The organism is Synechocystis sp. IPPAS B-1465 (assembly GCF_003015225.1).
In the GTDB taxonomy this organism is placed as follows: domain Bacteria; phylum Cyanobacteriota; class Cyanobacteriia; order Cyanobacteriales; family Microcystaceae; genus Synechocystis.
The window spans coordinates 1,692,356-1,712,190 of sequence record NZ_CP028094.1 but is presented as its reverse complement, the minus strand read 5'-3'; the positions used below and the strand labels follow the sequence as shown (position 1 = coordinate 1,712,190).

Genomic DNA, 19,835 nt, shown 5'->3' with positions numbered 1-19,835 from the left:
CTAATAGGCTATTTCCTATTTTAAAGGCCGGGTTTGGGGGCCTACTACAATTGACCGTAATTGTTTACACTGAATTTCAAGCTTGTTTATGAGTTGAAATACTTAGAGACCCTTCCCATGTCCAAAAATATCGTCGTTGCTCCCTCAATTTTGTCAGCGGACTTCAGCCGCTTAGGTGAAGAAATTAAAGCCGTGGACGAAGCAGGGGCTGATTGGATCCACGTTGATGTGATGGACGGCCGCTTTGTGCCCAATATCACCATTGGCCCGCTGATTGTGGACGCCATCCGTCCCTTGACAAAAAAAACCCTGGACGTTCATTTAATGATCGTTGAACCGGAAAAATACGTCGAAGATTTTGCCAAGGCCGGTGCTGACATCATTTCCGTCCATGTGGAGCACAACGCCTCTCCCCATCTCCATCGTACCCTTTGTCAAATTCGGGAATTGGGTAAAAAGGCCGGGGCGGTGCTCAATCCTTCCACTCCTCTGGATTTTCTTGAATATGTGTTGCCCGTCTGCGATCTAATCTTGATCATGAGCGTTAATCCCGGCTTTGGTGGTCAAAGCTTCATTCCCGAAGTGTTGCCTAAAATCCGTGCTCTCCGTCAGATGTGTGATGAGCGGGGTCTGGATCCCTGGATCGAAGTGGATGGTGGTCTTAAACCCAATAACACTTGGCAGGTTCTAGAGGCCGGAGCCAACGCCATTGTGGCCGGTTCTGCGGTGTTCAATGCCCCCAATTACGCTGAGGCGATCGCCGGAGTACGCAACAGCAAACGTCCAGAACCCCAACTGGCAACGGTGTAAAATTCCGCCCATGGACAAAATAGGGAAACAAGGGGGCAATATAAACCCCCATTTCCTGCCATAACAAAAGCCCAGGAAGGAATCCCCTGGGACAGTTAGTTGTGAGGTGGACTATGTTTTCACCTCTCCTGAATTTTCAGGCGATCGGCGGTCGTTAGCCCCCAGCTACGGCGGGCACAATACTTACCTCATCCCCTGCACTCAGGGCTGTATCCGTACCTTCCAAAAAGCGGATGTCTTCTTCGTTGACGTAAAAATTGAGAAAGCGGCGGGGTTTGCCTTCTTCGTCGCACAGCCGGGCCTTGATGCCGGGGCAATTAGCTTCTAGAGCTTCAATCAACTGCCCTACGTTAGCGGCTTCACAATCAATGGTAGCTTGACCACTGGTGAACTTTTGTAGCGGAGTCGGAATAAGAACTTTAACCGTCATGATATTTGCAAAAAAAAGAGGATTGCTCAACCGGGGCAAAGCCGGTGAAACCACTAGATCGATTAGAACGCTAAAGTCCCTTCAACGTCAAGTCAGTCACTGTGAACTAATCCGCATTAGCAAACTGGATTGATAAGCTCAAACGCGCCTTCAAGTAGTTCAGTAAAAAATCGGGAGCGGAGCGCTAAAATTCATATCCCCGCCGCAAGCGAACGGGGCATTACGGAATTTTTCCTTCGGAACGCACTACCGCTCTAAGACTTACGCCTCAAGGGGCGGGGAATTTACCCTGAGAGATTAAACTTGAATTTCCCAAAACTTGAATTCCCATGGACATTGGCTCCGTGAGTTACAAATATGCATTCAAATTTACACATGTATAGCTAATTTAGCTAGTTATGAGAGGTTTTGCTAATTTTTTTTGGTAACATGTTGCAAGAATAACTCAAAAATCTATAAATAACGAAATCAGTCATGGCTTACGATCTTGATTTACGTCTTAAGGTTATAGATTTCATCGAGAGTGGTGATGGAATCACAAAGGCTTCGAGAACATTTAGGGTGGGCAGAGCAACAATTTATCGCTGGTTGGGCAGAGAAGAGCTTGCGGCAACGAAAGTTGAGACCCGCCAGCATAAGATAAACATAAAAGAATTGGAAGAGGATGTGAAAAATAATCCTGATATGCTTTTAAAAGAAAGAGCTAAAAAATTTGGTATAACTCCTGCTTCACTCTGTTATCAATTCAAAAAAATGAAGATTACTAGAAAAAAACAGTTACTTTATCAAGAGAGAGATGTCCAAAAGCGAGCAGAATATCAGAAAATCTTGAGCCAATTGGTTTTAATATACGGTATTGAAAGTCGAGTATTCATAGACGAAGCTGGTTTTGGGGAATTTGTATCCTCACTTTATGGATGGTCTAACAAAGGAGGAAGAGTATATGGAAAAAAGCAGGGGAAAAGGGGGGAAAAAGAAAATCTTGTAGCAAGAAGAAGAAAAACAAAAAAAGACTTAATAGCGACGATGTTATTCACATGAAGCTTAAATGCAACGGGTTTTGAAGGATGGCTTTAATTATTTTTAATACCAGCATTAACAATCAAATCAATCTTGATTATGAATAACGCCCCCATTCATCGAAAAAATAAGATTAGGGAAATAGTGGAATCCGCAGGACACATGGTGTTATTTTTGCCAACTTATTCCCCAGATTTGAATGATATAGAACATGACTTTAGTGCATTAAAAAGAGCGAGAATGCAGGCACCTCCTGGTACTAGCATAGATAAAGTCATTCAAGATTACTGCATAGTCTAGTGTCTCATGGTTATACTAATCAGCCATGAATAAAACTACCCATTGATGGAAAAGCGATTGAGTCTCTTTTAAAAGGCTGAAACGCCTATTTCTCAAAGATTTTGCTCTACTTTCCTGGACTGACAATCGCTATATTTTCTAATCTCTAATAAGCTCCCTTCCTAAACAATAATATTCTGACAGTTTCCACCAGAATGTCCCAATCAAGATTTAATGACCAGTTATCAATATAGTACAAATCTAGTCGGGCTACGTCATCAAAGCTACCGATATCCGATCGCCCGGAAATTTGCCAAAGTCCCGTTACCCCAGGCATTACCTGATGACGAATATGGTGCCAAGCATCAAACCTTTCCACATCCCGCAGGGGCAGAGGCCTGGGGCCCACCAAACTCATTTGCCCCATCATCACATTGAATAGTTGGGGGATTTCATCCAAACTACTGCGGCGGAGAAAATGCCCCAGGGGAATAATGCGGGGGTCCCGTTTGAGCTTGAACATGATGCCATCATCGTTTTCGTTGGCGGCTTCTAATTGTTGCTGAAGCAGGGGGGCATTGACCACCATGGTGCGAAATTTCCACATTTGAAAGGTTTTACCCTGGAGCCCCACCCGTTCCTGGCGGAAAAAAGCTGGGCCGGGGGAAGATAGTTTGATGGCAATAACGATCGCCAAAAATAGGGGAGAAAGCACCACAATACCAAATAACGCTCCACCATAGTCCAAAGCTCTTTTGAGGCGGTAATCCAACCCCACCAATAAAGGAATTTCCACCCGCACCGTTGGTAAACCAGCAAAAATCTCCGGCATGCCCCGGCGGTAGAGCATATCCCGGCTGGAGGGCAGTAGTCTTAGGGCAATGTTTTCCCCTCGTAAATGCCAGTACAAACTAGAGGCTAAATCCGCTTCAGGTAAAGCCTCCGCTAGAACTTCCTGGGCCCCGGATGCCAGAATTTGTTGCAGAGTGTGATGGCTGTGGGCTGTACTGGCCAAGGCAACTCCTACCACTCGGTATTGGGAACGCCGTTCCAAAGTAACGGTAAGGTGCTGAATACGGCAGGAGCTAGCAATTAAAAAAATAGGAATGGCTTGACGACTTTCCAGGGGACTGAGGACTAGGCTAATTACAAAACGGGCTAGGATGACAAAAATAATACTGGTGCCCCAAGCGGAAAAAAATAGGGAACGGGGCAGGTCGATCGCCGGATCGTAAAAATATTTGGCCACCAGGGTCAGCAAAAAAACGGAGCTGATCAGCTTAACAACTCCGAGAAAGTTTTGAGTGCGGGTCTGGGGACGGTATAAACCGGCGTAGGTAAAAACAATCAAAACGATGGCGGCATAGCACCAAAATAAACTGGGCAATCCCCACCAGTTCCACCAAACAAATTGCGGGGGGGGCGGGGAATAAAAATCATTGAGACGGTGGGCCACAATCCAAGCCACCAGTAGGGCAGTAAAGTCCGCCCCTAGCAAAAAAAACAGCTTCAACCATTGGGGGGGAGCCAAATGCACCCCGGTGAAATTATGGGGAGCCCGAATATCCGTTGCTAAAAACTTTTTACTAAACCACTTATTCATCCGTTGTCCCTGGGGGGCGCAATGAACGATCGCCGTTGCGTTCAATCTAAGCCTACCCTTTCCATTACCCAGGGAAATCAGCCATTAACGTATTGTTGCAGTAACTTTTCCAATTGACTAACAGGGGCCCGGGGAGATAGCCTCGGCAAAGTAATTTCCCCCGTCGGCGATCGCCACACTAATACCGGAATTTCGTATTGGTAGGCGGCCCACCATTGTTCGTCAGTGGTGATGTCACGGACTTCTAGCTCAATGGTTAGGCTATTAATCTGGGCTAATTTTTCCATCAATCCTTCACAAAGATGGCAACCGGGCTTGCTGTATAAAATTAATTCCATTATGTTTTCAGTATTTTTCACCGTTGGTTAAGTGGGAAAACAATTTGGTAAAGCCAGGCGATCGCCGAGACAACCAGTAATAAAAACACTACCCAGTCCCCCCAACGGCTGTAGAGAATGAGGCCCCGGCGACGGTAAATGGGGGCAGCATGGATTTCATACTGGTTCATGGCCGATAACCAAAGGGTTTTTCCCCGGGGATTAATTATCGCCGAAAGTCCAGTGTTGGTGGCCCGGGCCAACCAACGATCGCCTTCAATGGCCCGCATCACGTCTAGGGCATGGTGTTGGGCCGCCATGGTGTCGCTGTAATGGGCGTTGTTGGCACTGGAAAGAATAAATTCCCCTCCCTGTAACAGTTGGGAACGCAATAGATCGGGAAAGGCAGATTCGTAACAGATCACCACCGCCGCTGGCCCAAAGGGAGTTGGTAAAACCTGGGGGCGATCGCCTGGGAGTAGCTGTTCTTTAAGGGGGGAAAGCCGTTGAATCAACTGACCAAAAACGTTACTGAGCGGAATATATTCCCCCAGGGGTACTAGTTTAAACTTATCGTAACGACCAAGCAATTTTCCCTGGCCATCCACCGTCAATAAACTATTGGTGTAACCATCCCCTTTAGTGCCATAGGCCCCCAACCACACCGGCACTTGGGTTTGTAAAATAGCTTGGTAAAAGCCACTTTTGGCCACCACCGTTTCCCAAAGATAGGGTAAGGCTCCCTCCGGGGTGAGTACTATTTCTGCTCCTTGCTCAGTTAGTTTTTTGTAACCTTCTGTGTAACCGGCGATCGCCCGCTGCCAACCTTCACTATTAAATTTAATTTGGTTGGGAATATTCCCCTGGATAATACCCACATTAATTTTCTCCTCCGGTGTATCCGCTAAAGGTTTTTGATAGAGTAACCAACCTCCTCCTTGACAGAATAACCAAATGAGAATAGCAATTAAAAAATAATGCCAATTTTGTTTATTTTTGTTAACAGTTTTACCGTCTAAAAAATCAATTAAACCTAAAGCTAAAAATCCATTAACAGCCACAATAAAAGCACTTAATAAAGCCGGGCCACCAATGGCTCCCCACTGCAAAAAATGTAACTGACTAGGGCTTTGGGTATAGGCCACAGGACTCCACCAGAGAATGGAATGACTCCAAAGAGTTTCCAACCCACACCAACTAGCGGTGCCCCAAAGTATAAATAAATATTTTTTAAAGGTGGAATTGACTTTTGTCCGGGCTGTGGTAACTTCCCAAACCGCCATGGCCAGTAACCAAACAAATACTAGGACAACACCCCAAGCTGTGATGGCTAACCAACAAAAAGCGGCGATCGCCAGACTAGCTAACCAAGGCACTCCTAACCAGGTAAGGGGATGGACTCCGGTGATCCAAAATAAGGCCACGCCATAAAATCCCCCTCCCCAAGCTATGGCTGTTAGTGACCTTGAAATTAAAAATTGTTTAAGCTGGGTAAAATTAAGCCTAGTAGTGTTAGCTCTAAAAATCCAAATCCAGAGGGGAATTTGTCCAAACCAAGCTACATAGGTCCAACCTAAAGGAGCCGTTGCCAAACCCATGGCAATGCCCCCCAATAGTAAGGGCAAAACTTTTCTTGCTATGGTGCTCAATTTTTCTTTAGTCAATCAGTTTGCATCCCCAAAAATTATCCCTTAAAGCTGCTGGGCCCGACTTTGGGCTTGGTTAATTAGGGTCTGAGCCTGGTCATAAACGGTGGTGCCAGGCTGTACCTTTTGCAATTGGCTAATAATCTGGCTAATTTCCCCTTTAATGCGGTTACGACCCTGACTATCATTACTGGCAGGCAGATTAGTGAGTAGGTTTTGAATTTGAGTTTGGGCTTGGTCAAATTGAGCCGTTGCTCCCTGTTCCGCCGCCAAATTGATGCGAATTTTACCGAGGGTTTCCGTATATTCGGCCAAAAAAGTTTGGGCTGACAAATATTGGGCGTCCTGGGGTTGCACCGTTTGTAGTCTTTGGATGGCTTCTTGGTACAAATTCAATACTTCCTGCCATTGATTCGCCGTTAACGGAGCCTGGGCCATGGTTTGATCCGCCCGTTGGGCAAATTGTTGGGCCGCCATCACCATGGTTTGGGTTTGATTCGTACCAGCCACTAAGCCTGCGGCCTGTTGAAATTCCTGTTCATAGTTCCGTAAACGATTGGTGGTTTGACTCCCGGCTAAGGTTTGCTCTGGAATTAGGGTTAATTCATTGATGGCTCCTTGCCAACTTTTGATCGCCGCTTGTCGTTGTTCTGGGATAGTGGCCTGTTCATAGCTAGCCCTAGCAGTTTGAATGTTTTGTTCCGCTGTGGTCAGGGCCGATAGGGCATTTTTTTCCTGAAAAATCCTGGCTTCCATGCGCCCCACCTGGGCCCGGGCCCGCTGAAATTCATCAAAGGTGAAATTCCAGGAACAACCTCCCATAAACTGGCAAACCTTCACCGGCTCATAGCCAAGGAACCACACTGGCAACTGATCTAAATTTTGCTGGGCTAGGCGCACTTTTTCCGCCCCCAATTCAATGTCCGCCGCGCTGGTGGCATTATTCACCAACTGATCCGCCTGTTCTCCGTGGGCGATCGCCTCGCGGTAATTTCTATCCATGTTCAGATAACTGGGCAGTAGCAACATGGGGGCCACCCGGGCCACCGGCCGCCGCACCATAGGATAGGGCAAATTCACCAACCAAATTAAGCCCATAAAACCCACTAGACCAGCCCCCATAACTCCCCCGGTCATTAGCCAGAGCCGCCATTGCTGGGCCGTATTTAACTTCGCCGCCTTAGTTAGGGTTTGGTCGGCCATGGTGGGGAACATATCCGTCACCTGCTCGGCCAAATCTTCTTTACCCAGGGGTTTACCTTTTTCCTGGGCTAATTGATTTAAGCGTTTGAGGACGATATCCTTTTGCACCTCAAAGCCGAGGGATTCCGCTTCCCGATTAATTTCCTTGGTTAAAAATGACTTTGCTTTAGCATTGAGACGCATGACAGTTTCCCCCATTTAGACTGAAACGCAACGGCGGACTACCCATATTCTATTTTGCCCCGCCATTGTTGCGAGATTATTAGTTAAATCAAAGAACGCCAGAGAGTTTGAAGTTTGAGCTCAATTTCTGCCACTTCTTTGAGGGGATCGGAACCGGCCACAATGCCCGCCCCGGCGTATAGTCTGGCTCGATTACGGGACAGAAGGGCAGAACGAATACCGACAATAAACTCAGCATTACCTTCACTGTCCAACCAACCCAGGGGAGCAGCATAGAGATTGCGGTCAAAGGTTTCATGGCGACGGATTAAATCTTCGGCGATCGCTACGGGGACACCGGCCACAGCGGGGGTGGGATGGAGTTGTTGCACCAGGGCCAGGGGATGGATGTGGGGCGGCAGAGGGGCTTGAATTTGGGTCCAGAGGTGCTGAATATTGGCCAATTTAAGCAACTTCAAGGAGGAAGCCTGGGGGCTTAGGCCCAATGCCCGGAGACGCTGGAGGAGGTAATCCAACACCGCTTGATGTTCCCGCAATTCCTTGGGATTGTGCAATAACTCTTGCCCCAATTGGCGATCGCCCTGGACATCGACATCCCTAGGAGCCGAACCTGCTAGGGCATCGGTGACCAGCTGTTGATTATGCAAACTAAGTAATCTTTCTGGGCTAGCCCCCACAAAACAATCCCCCTGGCCATTGCCCCAGGAGAATAAATAGCAATCTCCATACTGTTGCCGCAGTCGTTGCAAACAATGGGCCACATTGAGTCGAGAACCATAGTCCAAATCCAACGCCGTTGCCAGCACTACCTTGCTCAATCTTTGCTGGGCAATTTCCTCCAAGCTAGAGGCGATCGCCTTGGAAAGCTTGGCCACCTCTATTCCCGTCAATCGGGGAGCTTTTACAACCATGGAGGGAGTATGGGTATCCCTAGCAGGTTGGGCCCGACGGATAGCGCTGAGCATTCGACCGATAAAATCCACCAAATCGGTGACATTGGTGTTGCCATCTAAACTAATTTGCCAGCTTAATAAGCAATGCTGGGACGTTTTCACCACTTGGATTTGGGGTAAAAACAAAAAAGAATTAGCAAAAGGATTGCGGTTGGAGGGGCGGTCAAAAAAACTAAAGCCACAAAAAATATAGGGGCGTTGACTTCTGCCCTGGACATTACCAATGGGCACTAAGCGCTGGAAACATTCCTCTGCAAATTGTTGGGCTAAACTGAAGCGATACTTGCCAGAAATCCTCAGGGACTGGCAAATACCAAAAGCCAGTATGGTTTCCCCTCGCTGGGGATTTTCGCCGTAAAAATGCACCTTATCTTGGACATTGAGCGCCCCAAATACCGCCAGGGGATCAACCTTGCCCAAGTTCTCCGTAAAGCTCCACAGGAACCGTTGGCCAGAAGCAAGTCCCCTCTGCTGTTCCACCAGATAACCGTGCAGAACCGAGGAATTATCGAGGGAGCATGGATGACGGTCGAGGAGGGGTGTCGCAACGGACATCAGGGACGATCAGAAATTATCAATCAAAATTATCGAGTTTCGGAGACCGCTGTACCCATTACCCAAAGCGGGTGAGGGGAATCGAACCCCTATCATTAGCTTGGAAGGCTAAGGTTTTACCACTAAACTACACCCGCGTGTTGTCCTAGCGTTTTTAAGACTAACATATTTTGCCTAGACTTTTGTCAGGAGAACTTTCCCGTTGGCTACCCTTCCCCCTGCTCAGTCTTCCCCCTGGCGTTTATTGCCCTACATCCAAGCTCCCGGTAATTTACAAATGGCCTTGGATCAATGGTTATTGGAAGATTATTTTCCCCGCACCGGGCGATCGGTATTGCGATTCTACGGTTGGTCTAGGCCCACCATTTCCCTAGGTTATTTGCAAAAATCCTGGCCAGACCATTGGCGGCAATTAACTTGGCAGGGGCAATCGCTTGGGTTGGTAACGAGGCCCAGTGGTGGGCGGGCAGTGTTGCACCAAGGGGGGCTAACCTATGCTGTGGTCACCGGGGCCACCGGAGGAAAGCGGCGGGAAATTTATCAGCACATTTGCCAATTTCTCATCCAAGGTTGGGACCAGTTAGGACTGTCCTTAACCTATGGCCGGGGAGGAAGGGGTTATATCCACAATGCCAGTTGCTTCAGCACCGCTACGATGGCGGATTTAGTCAGCCCCACCGGGGACAAATTAATTGGCAGTGCCCAACGGCAAACTTCCAACGCCCTTCTGCAACACGGGGAAATGATCTGGCATGGCGATCGCCATTTGTTTGAGCTTGTTTTTAACCAACCGGCTCCTTGGCAAAAAACCATGGCAGAGTTGACCAATGATCCCAGTCTGCCCCAGGTTTTAAAGGTTTTAACGACTGCAGCCCAACAGCACTTTCAATCCCACTTACGGTGGGAACCCCTAACGCCCCAAGAGTGGGCCATGGTGAAGGAAAAATAGAAAAAATACTGAAGCTAATTTTGGCTGGACTTCCTGCTCGTTGTGAATAAAGTTGTGAATAACATTGACAGGACTTACGCAAGATAGATGAGGTTAAGGTGGTAGGATAACTTTTTTCACTCGTTTAGATTACTGTCAGTATTTACTGAGCAGCCCAATTAACTACACCCTAACAAACCTTGCCAAGCATCTCGATGGCGTGAGCCATAACCGAATTAAACGTTACCTACAGGGAGTAAAACTGACTCCTCGTTTGCTATGGGAACAAGTACGTCTAGAGCTAATCGAATCACCAAAAGCTTATGTTGTCTTTGACGATACGGTGTTAGACAAAAGCTATAGTAAAAAAATCGAATGCAGTCAGTGGCAGTATAGTGGCAATGCCCGAGGACTAGTCAAAGGTATTGGTCTGGTCAGTTGTGTTTATGTCAATCCAGAGGTGAATCAGTACTGGGCGATCGACTATCGTCTATATGGCAAATGGATGGATAGTTACAGTAAGCTAGAGCATGTCAAGGAAATGCTCAGTCAAGTGACACATAGCAAGAATCTGATGTTCGCCACTGTACTGATGGATAGTTGGTACGCAACTAAAAAGCTGATGGCTTTTATTGATGACACATTAAACAAGATTTACTACTGCCCGCTGAAACGGAACCGATTGGTGGACGATAGTGGCATCACTTCTCCATACCAACGGGTAGATGCACTGCTATGGGATGCATCCGAAATACAGCAAGGAAAAGTGATTAAAATTTGAGGCTTTCCGGCTCACAAAAAAGTGCAACTGTTCCGAGTTACGGTGTCACCACACCGGACGGAATTCGTCGTGACTAATGACTTATCTCAAGATTCGACTCAGGCGACACGAGAGGAGTGTCGAATGCGCTGGAAGATTGAGCATTTTCATCGCGAACTAAAGCAGTTGACTGGTGTAGAAGCCTGTCAATGTCCCAAGGGACGCATTCAACGTAATCATATTCACTGTGCCTTACAGGTCTGGAATTTTCTTCGTCGTCAAGCGGTTAATAGCCCATTGACAGTCTACGAAATATCTCATCAACCATGGTCTGATTTCCTGCGTCAACAGCTTCGTTCCCCTGCTCTTAAGTTTTCTTTTGCGTAAGTCCTGAATGGATTTGTCACCGCCTCATTGGGAGATTCATCGACTGGGAACTGGGAAATCATGATGGCACCCAGGGTCGTTTGCTAGAGCAACTGACAAAGTGCAAAGTGACGGTGCACTGTACTGATAACTGGAAGCCCTATCAACAACTGCTGGATGAATATCCCAATGTTGGTTGATTTTAATTCCATTGCTGTTTCAAATCTGCCAGGGCGGCCCAACGACGATCAAAGCCATTGCCTGTGCCATCATCCGGCACCTGGGGAGCTTGGCAATCTTTACCACATAAGTTTTTCAGGGGCAGAGCTAAATTAAATTGCTCATATAACCAGGTTTCCACATCAAAGTGACCATCGGGGGGCAACACTTCCGACAAGTCATCCCAACTTAGTTCCCGTTCCAAGACTGGGATCGTATTTTCCCCTTGGTTATCCAACCAGAGTATTTCCTTGGTATCTAATGCTAGCCGTTGGTTATAGCTTTGGGCACAACGGTCACAGTGGAGGGTAACAATGGTTTCCGCTTCGGCTTTCACTTCCAAAAAGGTTCCCCCATGGCGCACAGACACTTCCCCGCGCACCGGCGTTAGGGTCTTCAAGTCGGCGATCGCCTGATCAATGGCCAGGACCTGGGTACAGCGGGGCTGTTTGAGGAGATGGGGTAAGTAAATGGGCTGTATAACCATGGCAAAAATCGACAAACACTATTCAGCCAGCAAGACAACAATGGACAGGAAAGTCTTTTAGGTACTGGATGTATCCTTTTCTTCCACCACTTCGGCCTGGAGTTTTTCCCGTTCCTCTGGGGTCATATTCGCCCAGCGGAGTTCGATCATTTTATCTTCATACTCTTTAATCTGTTGGTGATAGGTCATGTCGTGGGTAAATACCCTAGTGACATAGGAAAGGAGCCAAATGATTAGGCCCCCCACTAGCACCGCTTGGGTCCAAATGCCAGCCTGCTGAGCTTCGATGCCAAAACCCTGCAATCCGGCGTAAACTACTCCGCCCAAAAGGAAAAAACCCAGGGCAATGGCCAAAGCATCAATGCGTCGCATGGTGGTTTTTCCTGGGATGACAAATGGGAACAATGGGCAACAAAAAAACACGGCAACTGGGTCTGGAGTAACAGCCGACTCAGTTAGAGACTAAACAAAAGCAAAATCTAGGCAGCCTGGCGGCGGGGTCGTAGATTCAGCACCGGACTGAGCACTAGTAACCCAGGGAAGAAGAGAAAGACCAAAAAATACATGACTAGTCTTTCGACGGAACTAGCCACGTACCAACGCTTTTGCAAATACCAATACAAAAGGGCTGGAAAAACCAATAGATAGGCTAGGCTTAGGCCTAGATAAATTATCGCCAATAAACCGGTTTCAGAAAGTAGCAAACCTAATAAATCTTCCATAATCCTGGCGGGGGTTAGGGTAATGGGGCAATGGCCCAATCAAATTGTGAACCAATCTTGCCTGCTAAAGCAAGGAAGGAATTTATTATCTACAGAAATGATTGTTATTCGGAAGAATAATGGGCCTCACATTCTGAAGACGGGCGGAAAACCCTCGTTCCGAAGGGCAAAACCACGGTCACAAAAGAATATTTTGTACGTGTCTAGCTTGGTTTTCGCTATTTTTTGCTATATCAGTCCGATCACTGTATCAAAAATTGAAGCTAGGGCGCAAGGCACACCAGCCACTGGCTTGTCCCAGTAAATTGGTCAGCGAGCAAGGGTCCTTCCTGCCCAGCATTTTGCTCAATGGGCTGATAAACACAATCAAAATGTCAGTGATTATGATAGAGTCCGGCTGAACAGAAAAAGTAAACTGCAGCTCTGACCAGACCTCTATTTTTTTAGACAGTCGTGCATCTATGGGTTCCCCAGAATTTTCTCCTAATGTTACCTCTCTAACAACTAAACCTCCTAAACGCTCCCGCCATCGTAAAAGACCCAAACGTCGCCCCATCCATTGCCCTATCCACGGTTGTTACCTAGATAGCGTCAGCCAAAAACATGGACTCTACGCTGACCAAATTGCCCAACTGCGGAGCCGGGGCTACACCCACAAAAAAGCGAGTCTTGTCCTTGGCGATCGCCCCACCGTCAGCCTTACCGGGGAATGGCTAGAAGAATTTTGGTGTCCGGAATGCCAAAGCAAGCGATGGTACTACGTTCGCAAGCAGGACAGTATTTACATGGTTACCCCTGCTCCCCGTAGTCTGTGGGAAACCGCCACCGGGGTAACTGATCCCAAGGGAAATCCCTCCGTTAGCCAATATACAAAGACTAATGCCAATCAACACCGACTTAAATCATCCCGCTTTAACTTTTAGGGATAGGGGAAGCCGGTATCATTTTGCCCCCCTTGGTAAGACGATAGGTTATGCCCCGCCACAGGACTTGTCGTTGGGAAAAAGATAGGGCCCAAAAAACCAAGCCAAAGCAGTCCCGCAATAGTAATAAAGGTAAATAGCGGATAGTTTCCCCATCTTTTAGTTCCTGGGCAACTATGGCCGCTGTCCCATAACGGGTAGCTAGGGTTATGAACAGAATTAGCCAGGCCCAAGGCTCAGACCAATGACAAAAGGTAAACAAAAAGGCGAAGGGCACTGCCCGAATAATGATGGTGGCTAAAAAAGGCAAGGGGCGAGCCAGGTAAGTATTTTGATCCCAATAAAGTTGATGGCTCCACCAATTAGTCCAATTATCCAAATTCACCCCTGCGTCGATGACATAGGGCAGTAAAACCATCTTTAACCCCCCCGTCCAAACCCGCTGCCCCAGTTCAAAATCCTCCACCAAGTAGTCTGCTAAACTTTCTAGGCCGCCAATTTCCGTTAAAGTCGATCGCCGAATGGCAATGGAAGGACCTAAACAAGCTTTGGATGCTCCAGTTACCTCCGCAAACAGAACACTGGGCATGAAGTCAGCATTGATGCTCAGCAATTCTAAACCTTCGTACCATGTTTGGGCTTGGGTCAACTTGAAAGGGGTGGTGACACAGCCCACCAGGCGATCGCCCAAGGGACTGACCATGGTGGCCAAGTAATCGGGGCGCAGATTGGTGTCACTGTCGCTTATCACCAAAATGTCGTATTTAGCATGTTTTAATCCCCCTAGGAGATTATTAACCTTACCGTTGGCTCCCTGTTCGATTTGATGCACCGCCACAATAATTTTTTCTGGGCCAAACTCCGCTTGAAGCTTTTTGACTATGGGCAACGCCGGATCCTGGGGATCTTGCACACAGTAGATTACTTCATAGGCGGGATAATTCTGCTGGGCAATGGTGCGTAAGTTGGCTTCTAGGTTTTTTTCCAAGCCCCGCACTGGCTTCAGCACTGACACCCCTGGTTGGAAATCTTGCTTGGGTAGAGACCTTGCCAGAAAAAGGCTAGTGGTAAACACGGTCAGCAGGTTATATACAATGCCCCCGGATATGGGCAATAAACATAACCAGGACATAATTTCCCCCCATTGGCCAAGATTCACCCCGATTTAACCTCCCGTAGCTATAACAATGCCGACCCCTAACCCTAACAGATGGGGCGATCGCCGTGGTGTATGGCCGCCATACCGAGGAAGATCAAATTGTCATCCCAGGCCACCGAAAGATTAGGAGAATGCTCTTTTAGGAAGCCATGTAATATCTTGCCGTCTCCCCCGGTGATAACCATGGCGGCACCAGGAAAAAGCTTTTGCCAATCCTGGAGATAACTCTGCAATGCCCCCAACACGCCATAGACAACACCACTAAAAATGGCGCTGGGGGTATCTAAAGCCCAACGGTCAGGCAACTCGGTTAATTGATCCATTTCTAACTTCGGTAGGGCCGCCAGGCGATCGCCAAGGGTTGCTAACTGCAATCCCAAACCGGGCAAGATCGCTCCCCCCACCAGTTTTTTATCTTGGTCAAACCCTGTAATGGTCAAAGCAGTGCCTCCATCAACCACTAGACAGGGAAAGCCGTAGGTCAGCCCCGTCCCTAAACCAGCCAGGGCCCGGTCAATGCCAAAGCTGGGGTAAAGATTGACCAGGGGAAGATTCTTCAGGGTCAAAATTTTAGGCTGATATACTCGCCAAACTTCGGTTTGTTCCGGTACCACCGATGCCAACATCAGAGGAACTTTCCCCAACAAAACCGGCAACTGAGCTGACTTGGGGTTGTAATCTGTAACCCAGGTTTGCAGGGGAGCATTGCCGCTACAATATGCCCAGTGCAGACGGGAGTTGCCTATCATTAGGCCTAACCAAGGTTTTTGCTTGTCATTATCCAGGGCTAAACCACAACCCGGCTTTGATGTTTCCACAGCAACCAAATTTCTGCCTTTGGCAGACTAAGCTAATCTAGCTTCCCCATTAGACCACGGCTAACCAGAGTGATTAACTATGAGTCGCAAAAATCTCATCCTATTGGCGGTTTACATTGTTTTTACCGTGGGAGCTAGTCTGTGGTTGGGACAGCGAGCTTACCAATGGCTACCCCCTGCCGCCGCCCAGGAGGCACAACCTGTGGGGGATTTGTTTAGTTTTTTGGTCAGCCTTGGTAGCGTGGTCTTTTTGGGAGTGGCGGGGGCCATGGCATACTCGGTTATTTTCCATCGATTCAGCCTGCAGAATCCCCAGGGGGCACCGATCCGGGGTAATGCCCGTTTGGAAATTTTTTGGACAGTGGTGCCGATTATTTTGGTGACCTGGATTGCTTGGTATAGCTATGTCATTTACCAACGAATGAATGTGCTCGGCCCCTTACCCGTGGTGGAAGTGCCTCAATTACTGGGGGAAAAGGCGATCGCCGCCGATGCTCCAGCGGAACTAGCCATGGCCCAAGGAAGCAATATTAACCCCGAAAGGATTGGCGTAGAAGTTAAACAATGGCTGTGGACTTTCACCTATCCCAATGGGGGGGTAACTAGCCATGAATTGCATTTGCCCCTCGATCGCCGGGTAACATTGAATATGACCTCCAAAGATGTGCTCCATGGGTTTTACGTGCCTAATTTCCGCATTAAACAGGACATTGTGCCCAACCGAGAAATTGAATTTAGTTTTACGCCCAATCGTTTGGGGGAATATAAGCTCCACGACTCTCAATTTAGCGGCACCTACTTTGCCGTCATGACAGCTCCCGTGGTGGTGCAATCTTTGTCCGACTACCAAGCTTGGCTGGAAAGTCAAAAATCCCTTACCCCAGGGGAATTACCGAATCCGGCCCTGGATGAGTTTAAACAAACTCCCACAACACCTCTGAAAAGCGGCTGGCCCACCGTGCCACCTGGGACTCGCCAATAGAGCTTAGGGGAAGTTGGGGAGGCCCCTCGATTCCTCAAAATTTAAGGTGAATTTAAGTTAAAGTCCCTCAACCTTGGGGAATTTAGAGGATAAATCCAGACCTTTTAAACATCCTTTCCAGTGGCCCACCATCAATTAACCCACCGCTCCTGGTAAAGATTTGTAAACTATAATGACTTAGAATTTGAATGTAGTTTTAGCGGTAGAGACTGAATGGAAAAACTAATGCGGATTGAGCGGCTATTGCTGATTGGCCATATCGGCTCCATGGCTTTTGGCTTGGCGGGGTTATTACTAGTATTACCCCACCCGGAATTCATCGCCCATTTGCCTCCCATTGGCCAAGTCGCTTTTCAATGGTCTATGGCTGGTGGTGGCGTGGCCTACATGCTGCTGGGCTTTGCCGCTGTGGCTGTTTATGCATTCCGCACCCTGGGGCTTTTGCCTACCCTCGGATTTTTGATTCCCGCCCTGGGTATTTCCGTTTCTGCTGAATTATTGGGGACCAGCACTGGTTTTCCCTTTGGTTACTACCGCTATCTATCGGGATTGGGCTACAAAATCGCCGGTTTAGTCCCCTTTACCATTCCCCTTTCCTGGTTTTACCTAGGATTTTGCTCCTATCTTTTGGTCAGAGCCGGTTTACGTCATAGCAATTTACCCCGCCTAGGGCAAGAATTGACGGCGATCGCCGTGGGGGCGACTTTGTTGATGTCCTGGGATTTTGTTTTGGACCCCGCCATGAGCCAAACCACCATGCCCTTTTGGGTCTGGGATGTACCCGGGGCCTTTTTCGGCATGCCCTACCAAAACTTTGCCGGTTGGTTTTGCACCGGGGCGATATTTATGACGGTGGCCACCATCATTTGGCGGGTCAATAAAGTTGAAATTCCCGAAGCGGACTTTTCCCTACCCTTGGCTATGTATCTGGGCAATTTTGGCTTTGCCATGGTGATGAGCATTGGAGCCCACATTTATCCTCCCATTTTCCTCGGCTTTTTATTGGGGGTTGCTCCAGCTTTATATTTCTACCGTCGAGCTGGAGAAGATTCCCGTTCCACCGCCGTTTCTCGTTTAAAGTCTGTCATTGAGCAGGACAAAGCTGATTTGGCGGCCATTAAATAATTAAATAAACGATTGTAATTTTTTTGCTGGCGGGTATGACTTTCCATTTTTAAATGCCAAGTTTGAGTAGATCATTGCAAAGGGGCGTTGTAGGATGGAATGTCAGCAACCGTCACCTGCCGCCATAGGTACTTTACCTCGGGGACTTACATTCAGACAGGGTATTGCGGGGTAAGTCTCCAAACATCGTGGGTTGTTAACCTACTCCATAAAAAATACCCAGGCGAAGCTGGCGATCGAGTGTAAAAGACTCAACTCAACGCAGACCTGCAATAGGGGGGATACCGGCAAGATTTTCAGTCTTGGCTCAACCTTTGTTCCGTCGTAGTTGGGGATTGTCCTTACCTTTGCCTGGGGCTAAAACGATCATTTCCATGGCACGACAAGCTCGCTATCAAAACCTTTTAGGGCTCAATCCGAGAACTGAATCCCGCAGTCTAATTTGGTGTCGTCGTTTCTCCGTTCGTCCTAATTGCCTTGGGCTTTTGTATAGAAAAAATTGCTTTGAAAAAACTTTAGAACCGGGTATTTACTCCTTTTGGGATTTTCGCTCAGAATTGGAACTTTTCCTGATTCCCCGTTCTGACCAGTTCTTTATTGTTACAAATCAAGAAGTATTAACCAAAGATAATATTCCTCTACGTTTTTCTTACATTGTCAATTATAGAATTACAGACGGTCAGAAATTGTTGACCTATATTGATCCTGCCCAAATGGGATACATCGAAGGGCTAGCAAGTATGATTCAAACTCTGATTCATCCTCTAACCCAAATTTATTGGCGTAGTGCTATTAGTGTAATTAACAGCCTTGAGCTTAATGAGCAATGGGAAGCTTTCATCCCCAATATTCCGGATGAATTGCAAGAATCAGCCCAAAAATTTGGGGTTATGATTGAAGCAATGAAATTAAGGGATATTACTTTTCCCAAAAATATCCAAACTCTTTTTGCTCTTCAGTTAGAAGCCAAAATTAGAGGTCAAACGGATTTGGAAAATGCCCGCACAGCAGTTGCCACCGCTAGGGCGTTAAAAAATGCTTCCCAATTAATAGGAGATGATCAAAATATTAAGTTCCTGCAGTATCTAGAAACCTTAATTAAAATCGCATCTTCTGGGAAGCATACCTTTGTTGTTGGTGGCTCAGAAAAAATAACATCGGATAGTTGAAATTCAGCAAATTAAAATCTGTTTCTCTGTCCCCTTCAAACTTTGAGCATTACCCATGACTAAATCCCCAAACCTAACCGTCGCTGTCATTGGTACCGGCTTTGGCCAAGCTGTGCATATTCCCGCCCTGCAATATCATCAGCAGACCCAGGCGATCGCCATTTACCATCGGGATTTGGCTAAAGCCCAGGAGGTGGCTAAATCCAACGATCTAGCCTATAGCTACAACAATCTGGAAGAATTGCTGGCTAACCCGGAAGTTCAAGCAGTTACCATTGCCAGCCCACCGTTTCTCCATTATGAAATGGCTAAGCAGGCCATTTTGGCGGGGAAACATGTGTTGTTGGAAAAGCCCATGACATTAAGGGTGGAGGAAACCATTGAACTATACCATCTGGCCCGGCAACGGGAAGTGCAGGTAATACCGGATTTTGAATTTCGTTTTGTCCCTGCTTGGCAATATGTGGCGGAACTTTTGGGGCAGGGAATTTTAGGGCAGTTGAAACTGATCAAAGTGGATTGGTTGGTGGGTAGTAGGGCCAACCCCAACCGGGCTTGGAATTGGTATGCCCAAAGGGAAAAGGGGGGCGGTGCTTTGGGGGCGTTGGCTTCCCATACCTTTGACTATCTCCATTGGCTATTTGGCCCGGCTCAGAGTTTAGCAGCTAATTTAAGTGTGGCGATCGCCGAACGGCCTGATCCCCTGGACAATAATCGTTTGAAGCCAGTGACGGCGGAAGATACGGCGCTAATCAGTTTAACTTTGGCCAATGACGTTCCCTGCCAAATAAATATTACCTCTGTAGCCCATGGTGGTCGCGGCCATTGGTTGGAGATTTATGGTGAAAAGGGGAGTTTAGTACTAGGCAGTGACAATCTTAAAGATTACGTCCATGGCTTTAGAATTTTCCACCATCCTGTGGGGCAACCCATGCAGGAATTGACGGTGCCGACCCGTTTAGATTTCCCCAAAGTATTTGCCGATGGCCGCCTTGCTCCCGTTGTCCGGGTAGTAGATGAGTGGGTGCAAAGTATTAACCAAAAAAGAACCCCCACACCATCTTTGCGCCATGGGGTTTACTCCCAACTATTAATGGATTTGACCAAGCAAGCCCATCAAGAAAAGCACTGGGTGGCTGTGCCGGATCTCGATCGCCTTTTGGCCCAGTAGTGTACCC

Annotated in this window: 18 protein-coding genes, 1 tRNA gene and 3 pseudogenes; 10 read left to right on the top strand and 12 right to left on the bottom strand. The window is 47.6% G+C overall.

All coding sequences use genetic code 11. The features are described 5' to 3' along the window. Nucleotides 1-117: 117 nt before the first annotated feature. Nucleotides 118-810 carry a ribulose-phosphate 3-epimerase gene (gene rpe / locus C7I86_RS08115; RefSeq protein WP_010872762.1) on the top strand — a complete coding sequence of 231 codons (693 nt, stop codon included), beginning with the start codon at nucleotides 118-120 and terminating at the stop codon, nucleotides 808-810. A gap of 154 nt (nucleotides 811-964) precedes the next feature. On the opposite strand, the gene C7I86_RS08110 is transcribed toward rpe, so the two are convergent. Next, nucleotides 965-1,294, bottom strand: coding sequence for a MoaD/ThiS family protein (locus C7I86_RS08110; RefSeq protein WP_010872761.1), 330 nt, complete (start codon nucleotides 1,292-1,294; stop codon nucleotides 965-967). 420 nt (nucleotides 1,295-1,714) lie between these two features. Between C7I86_RS08110 and C7I86_RS08105 the strand changes: the two are divergent. Further along, nucleotides 1,715-2,560 (top strand): annotated as a pseudogene (locus tag C7I86_RS08105) (IS630 transposase-related protein). A 145-nt stretch (nucleotides 2,561-2,705) separates the two neighbouring features. Here C7I86_RS08105 and C7I86_RS08100 read toward each other — a convergent pair. From C7I86_RS08100 to C7I86_RS08075, 6 genes are all read right to left on the bottom strand, one after another. Continuing rightward, a complete protein-coding gene (locus C7I86_RS08100) occupies nucleotides 2,706-4,142 on the bottom strand; it encodes a sugar transferase (protein WP_010872758.1) in 1,437 nt (478 codons plus the stop codon). Nucleotides 4,143-4,219: 77 nt separating this feature from the next. Then, complete coding sequence (locus C7I86_RS08095; protein ID WP_010872757.1) at nucleotides 4,220-4,501, bottom strand: glutaredoxin family protein; 282 nt, start codon at nucleotides 4,499-4,501, stop codon at nucleotides 4,220-4,222. Then, nucleotides 4,498-6,057, bottom strand: a complete 1,560-nt coding sequence (lnt, locus tag C7I86_RS08090) for an apolipoprotein N-acyltransferase (RefSeq protein WP_014407107.1) — start codon at nucleotides 6,055-6,057, stop codon at nucleotides 4,498-4,500. The genes C7I86_RS08095 and lnt overlap by 4 nt, the downstream gene beginning before the upstream one ends. Nucleotides 6,058-6,150: 93 nt before the next feature. Continuing rightward, entirely contained in the window at nucleotides 6,151-7,506 is a 1,356-nt protein-coding gene (locus tag C7I86_RS08085; RefSeq protein WP_010872755.1) for a hypothetical protein, read from the bottom strand. Nucleotides 7,507-7,574: 68 nt separating this feature from the next. Next, a complete protein-coding gene (locus C7I86_RS08080; RefSeq protein ID WP_010872754.1) occupies nucleotides 7,575-8,999 on the bottom strand; it encodes an isochorismate synthase in 1,425 nt (474 codons plus the stop codon). 66 nt (nucleotides 9,000-9,065) lie between these two features. Continuing rightward, nucleotides 9,066-9,136: transfer RNA gene (locus C7I86_RS08075), tRNA-Gly, on the bottom strand. A gap of 65 nt (nucleotides 9,137-9,201) precedes the next feature. On the opposite strand from C7I86_RS08075, the gene C7I86_RS08070 reads away from it, so the two are divergent. From C7I86_RS08070 to C7I86_RS19130, 3 genes and pseudogenes are all read left to right on the top strand, one after another. Further along, nucleotides 9,202-9,948 carry a biotin/lipoate A/B protein ligase family protein gene (locus C7I86_RS08070; protein WP_020861783.1) on the top strand — a complete coding sequence of 249 codons (747 nt, stop codon included), beginning with the start codon at nucleotides 9,202-9,204 and terminating at the stop codon, nucleotides 9,946-9,948. Between the two features lie 106 nt (nucleotides 9,949-10,054). Continuing rightward, nucleotides 10,055-11,074 (top strand): annotated as a pseudogene (locus tag C7I86_RS08065) (transposase). Between the two features lie 20 nt (nucleotides 11,075-11,094). Next, nucleotides 11,095-11,244: pseudogene (locus C7I86_RS19130) on the top strand (IS1 family transposase); the annotation flags it as partial. 11 nt (nucleotides 11,245-11,255) lie between these two features. On the opposite strand, the gene C7I86_RS08060 reads toward C7I86_RS19130, so the two are convergent. From C7I86_RS08060 to ndhL, 3 genes are all read right to left on the bottom strand, one after another. Then, the gene (locus C7I86_RS08060) at nucleotides 11,256-11,759 is read right to left on the bottom strand and encodes a DUF177 domain-containing protein (protein ID WP_010872750.1); all 504 of its coding nucleotides are present in this window, start codon (nucleotides 11,757-11,759) and stop codon (nucleotides 11,256-11,258) included. A gap of 57 nt (nucleotides 11,760-11,816) precedes the next feature. Next, the gene (locus tag C7I86_RS08055; RefSeq protein WP_020861781.1) at nucleotides 11,817-12,131 is read right to left on the bottom strand and encodes a DUF3007 family protein; all 315 of its coding nucleotides are present in this window, start codon (nucleotides 12,129-12,131) and stop codon (nucleotides 11,817-11,819) included. Nucleotides 12,132-12,238: 107 nt separating this feature from the next. Then, nucleotides 12,239-12,481: an NAD(P)H-quinone oxidoreductase subunit L gene (ndhL, locus tag C7I86_RS08050; protein ID WP_010872748.1), complete on the bottom strand. Its 243-nt coding sequence runs from the start codon at nucleotides 12,479-12,481 to the stop codon at nucleotides 12,239-12,241. A 461-nt stretch (nucleotides 12,482-12,942) separates the two neighbouring features. Between ndhL and C7I86_RS08045 the strand changes: the two genes are divergently transcribed. Then, complete coding sequence (locus C7I86_RS08045; RefSeq protein WP_010872747.1) at nucleotides 12,943-13,404, top strand: hypothetical protein; 462 nt, start codon at nucleotides 12,943-12,945, stop codon at nucleotides 13,402-13,404. On the opposite strand, the gene C7I86_RS08040 is transcribed toward C7I86_RS08045, so the two are convergent. Together C7I86_RS08040 and C7I86_RS08035 are read right to left on the bottom strand one after the other, a co-directional pair. Next, complete coding sequence (locus tag C7I86_RS08040; RefSeq protein ID WP_234376074.1) at nucleotides 13,394-14,479, bottom strand: ceramide glucosyltransferase; 1,086 nt, start codon at nucleotides 14,477-14,479, stop codon at nucleotides 13,394-13,396. The genes C7I86_RS08045 and C7I86_RS08040 overlap by 11 nt on opposite strands. A 128-nt stretch (nucleotides 14,480-14,607) precedes the next feature. Further along, nucleotides 14,608-15,381 (bottom strand): pantothenate kinase, encoded by a 774-nt coding sequence (locus C7I86_RS08035; RefSeq protein WP_010872745.1) that lies wholly within the window; start codon nucleotides 15,379-15,381, stop codon nucleotides 14,608-14,610. 79 nt (nucleotides 15,382-15,460) lie between these two features. Here C7I86_RS08035 and C7I86_RS08030 point away from each other — a divergent pair, with 79 nt between their 5' ends. From C7I86_RS08030 to C7I86_RS08015, 4 genes are all read left to right on the top strand, one after another. Further along, entirely contained in the window at nucleotides 15,461-16,363 is a 903-nt protein-coding gene (locus C7I86_RS08030) for a cytochrome c oxidase subunit II (protein ID WP_010872744.1), read from the top strand. A gap of 213 nt (nucleotides 16,364-16,576) precedes the next feature. After that, nucleotides 16,577-17,488 (top strand): gamma-carotene 1'-hydroxylase CruF, encoded by a 912-nt coding sequence (gene cruF, locus C7I86_RS08025; protein WP_010872743.1) that lies wholly within the window; start codon nucleotides 16,577-16,579, stop codon nucleotides 17,486-17,488. Between the two features lie 485 nt (nucleotides 17,489-17,973). Continuing rightward, nucleotides 17,974-18,657 (top strand): slipin family protein, encoded by a 684-nt coding sequence (locus C7I86_RS08020; protein WP_230401106.1) that lies wholly within the window; start codon nucleotides 17,974-17,976, stop codon nucleotides 18,655-18,657. Nucleotides 18,658-18,712: 55 nt separating this feature from the next. After that, entirely contained in the window at nucleotides 18,713-19,828 is a 1,116-nt protein-coding gene (locus C7I86_RS08015; RefSeq protein ID WP_010872741.1) for a Gfo/Idh/MocA family protein, read from the top strand. The last annotated feature ends 7 nt before the right edge of the window (nucleotides 19,829-19,835 follow it).

What these genes read in the sequence shown, in the direction of transcription:
- C7I86_RS08055 (WP_020861781.1), bottom strand. Translation starts at nt 12,131, where the DNA reads ATGCGACGCATTGATGCTTTGGCCATTGCCCTGGGTTTTTTCCTTTTG.
- ndhL (WP_010872748.1), bottom strand. Translation starts at nt 12,481, where the DNA reads ATGGAAGATTTATTAGGTTTGCTACTTTCTGAAACCGGTTTATTGGCG.
- C7I86_RS08080 (WP_010872754.1), bottom strand. Translation starts at nt 8,999, where the DNA reads ATGTCCGTTGCGACACCCCTCCTCGACCGTCATCCATGCTCCCTCGAT.
- C7I86_RS08085 (WP_010872755.1), bottom strand. Translation starts at nt 7,506, where the DNA reads ATGGGGGAAACTGTCATGCGTCTCAATGCTAAAGCAAAGTCATTTTTA.
- C7I86_RS08045 (WP_010872747.1), top strand. Translation starts at nt 12,943, where the DNA reads ATGGGTTCCCCAGAATTTTCTCCTAATGTTACCTCTCTAACAACTAAA.
- C7I86_RS08015 (WP_010872741.1), top strand. Translation starts at nt 18,713, where the DNA reads ATGACTAAATCCCCAAACCTAACCGTCGCTGTCATTGGTACCGGCTTT.
- C7I86_RS08060 (WP_010872750.1), bottom strand. Translation starts at nt 11,759, where the DNA reads ATGGTTATACAGCCCATTTACTTACCCCATCTCCTCAAACAGCCCCGC.
- C7I86_RS08030 (WP_010872744.1), top strand. Translation starts at nt 15,461, where the DNA reads ATGAGTCGCAAAAATCTCATCCTATTGGCGGTTTACATTGTTTTTACC.
- cruF (WP_010872743.1), top strand. Translation starts at nt 16,577, where the DNA reads ATGGAAAAACTAATGCGGATTGAGCGGCTATTGCTGATTGGCCATATC.
- C7I86_RS08100 (WP_010872758.1), bottom strand. Translation starts at nt 4,142, where the DNA reads ATGAATAAGTGGTTTAGTAAAAAGTTTTTAGCAACGGATATTCGGGCT.
- rpe (WP_010872762.1), top strand. Translation starts at nt 118, where the DNA reads ATGTCCAAAAATATCGTCGTTGCTCCCTCAATTTTGTCAGCGGACTTC.
- lnt (WP_014407107.1), bottom strand. Translation starts at nt 6,057, where the DNA reads ATGGGTTTGGCAACGGCTCCTTTAGGTTGGACCTATGTAGCTTGGTTT.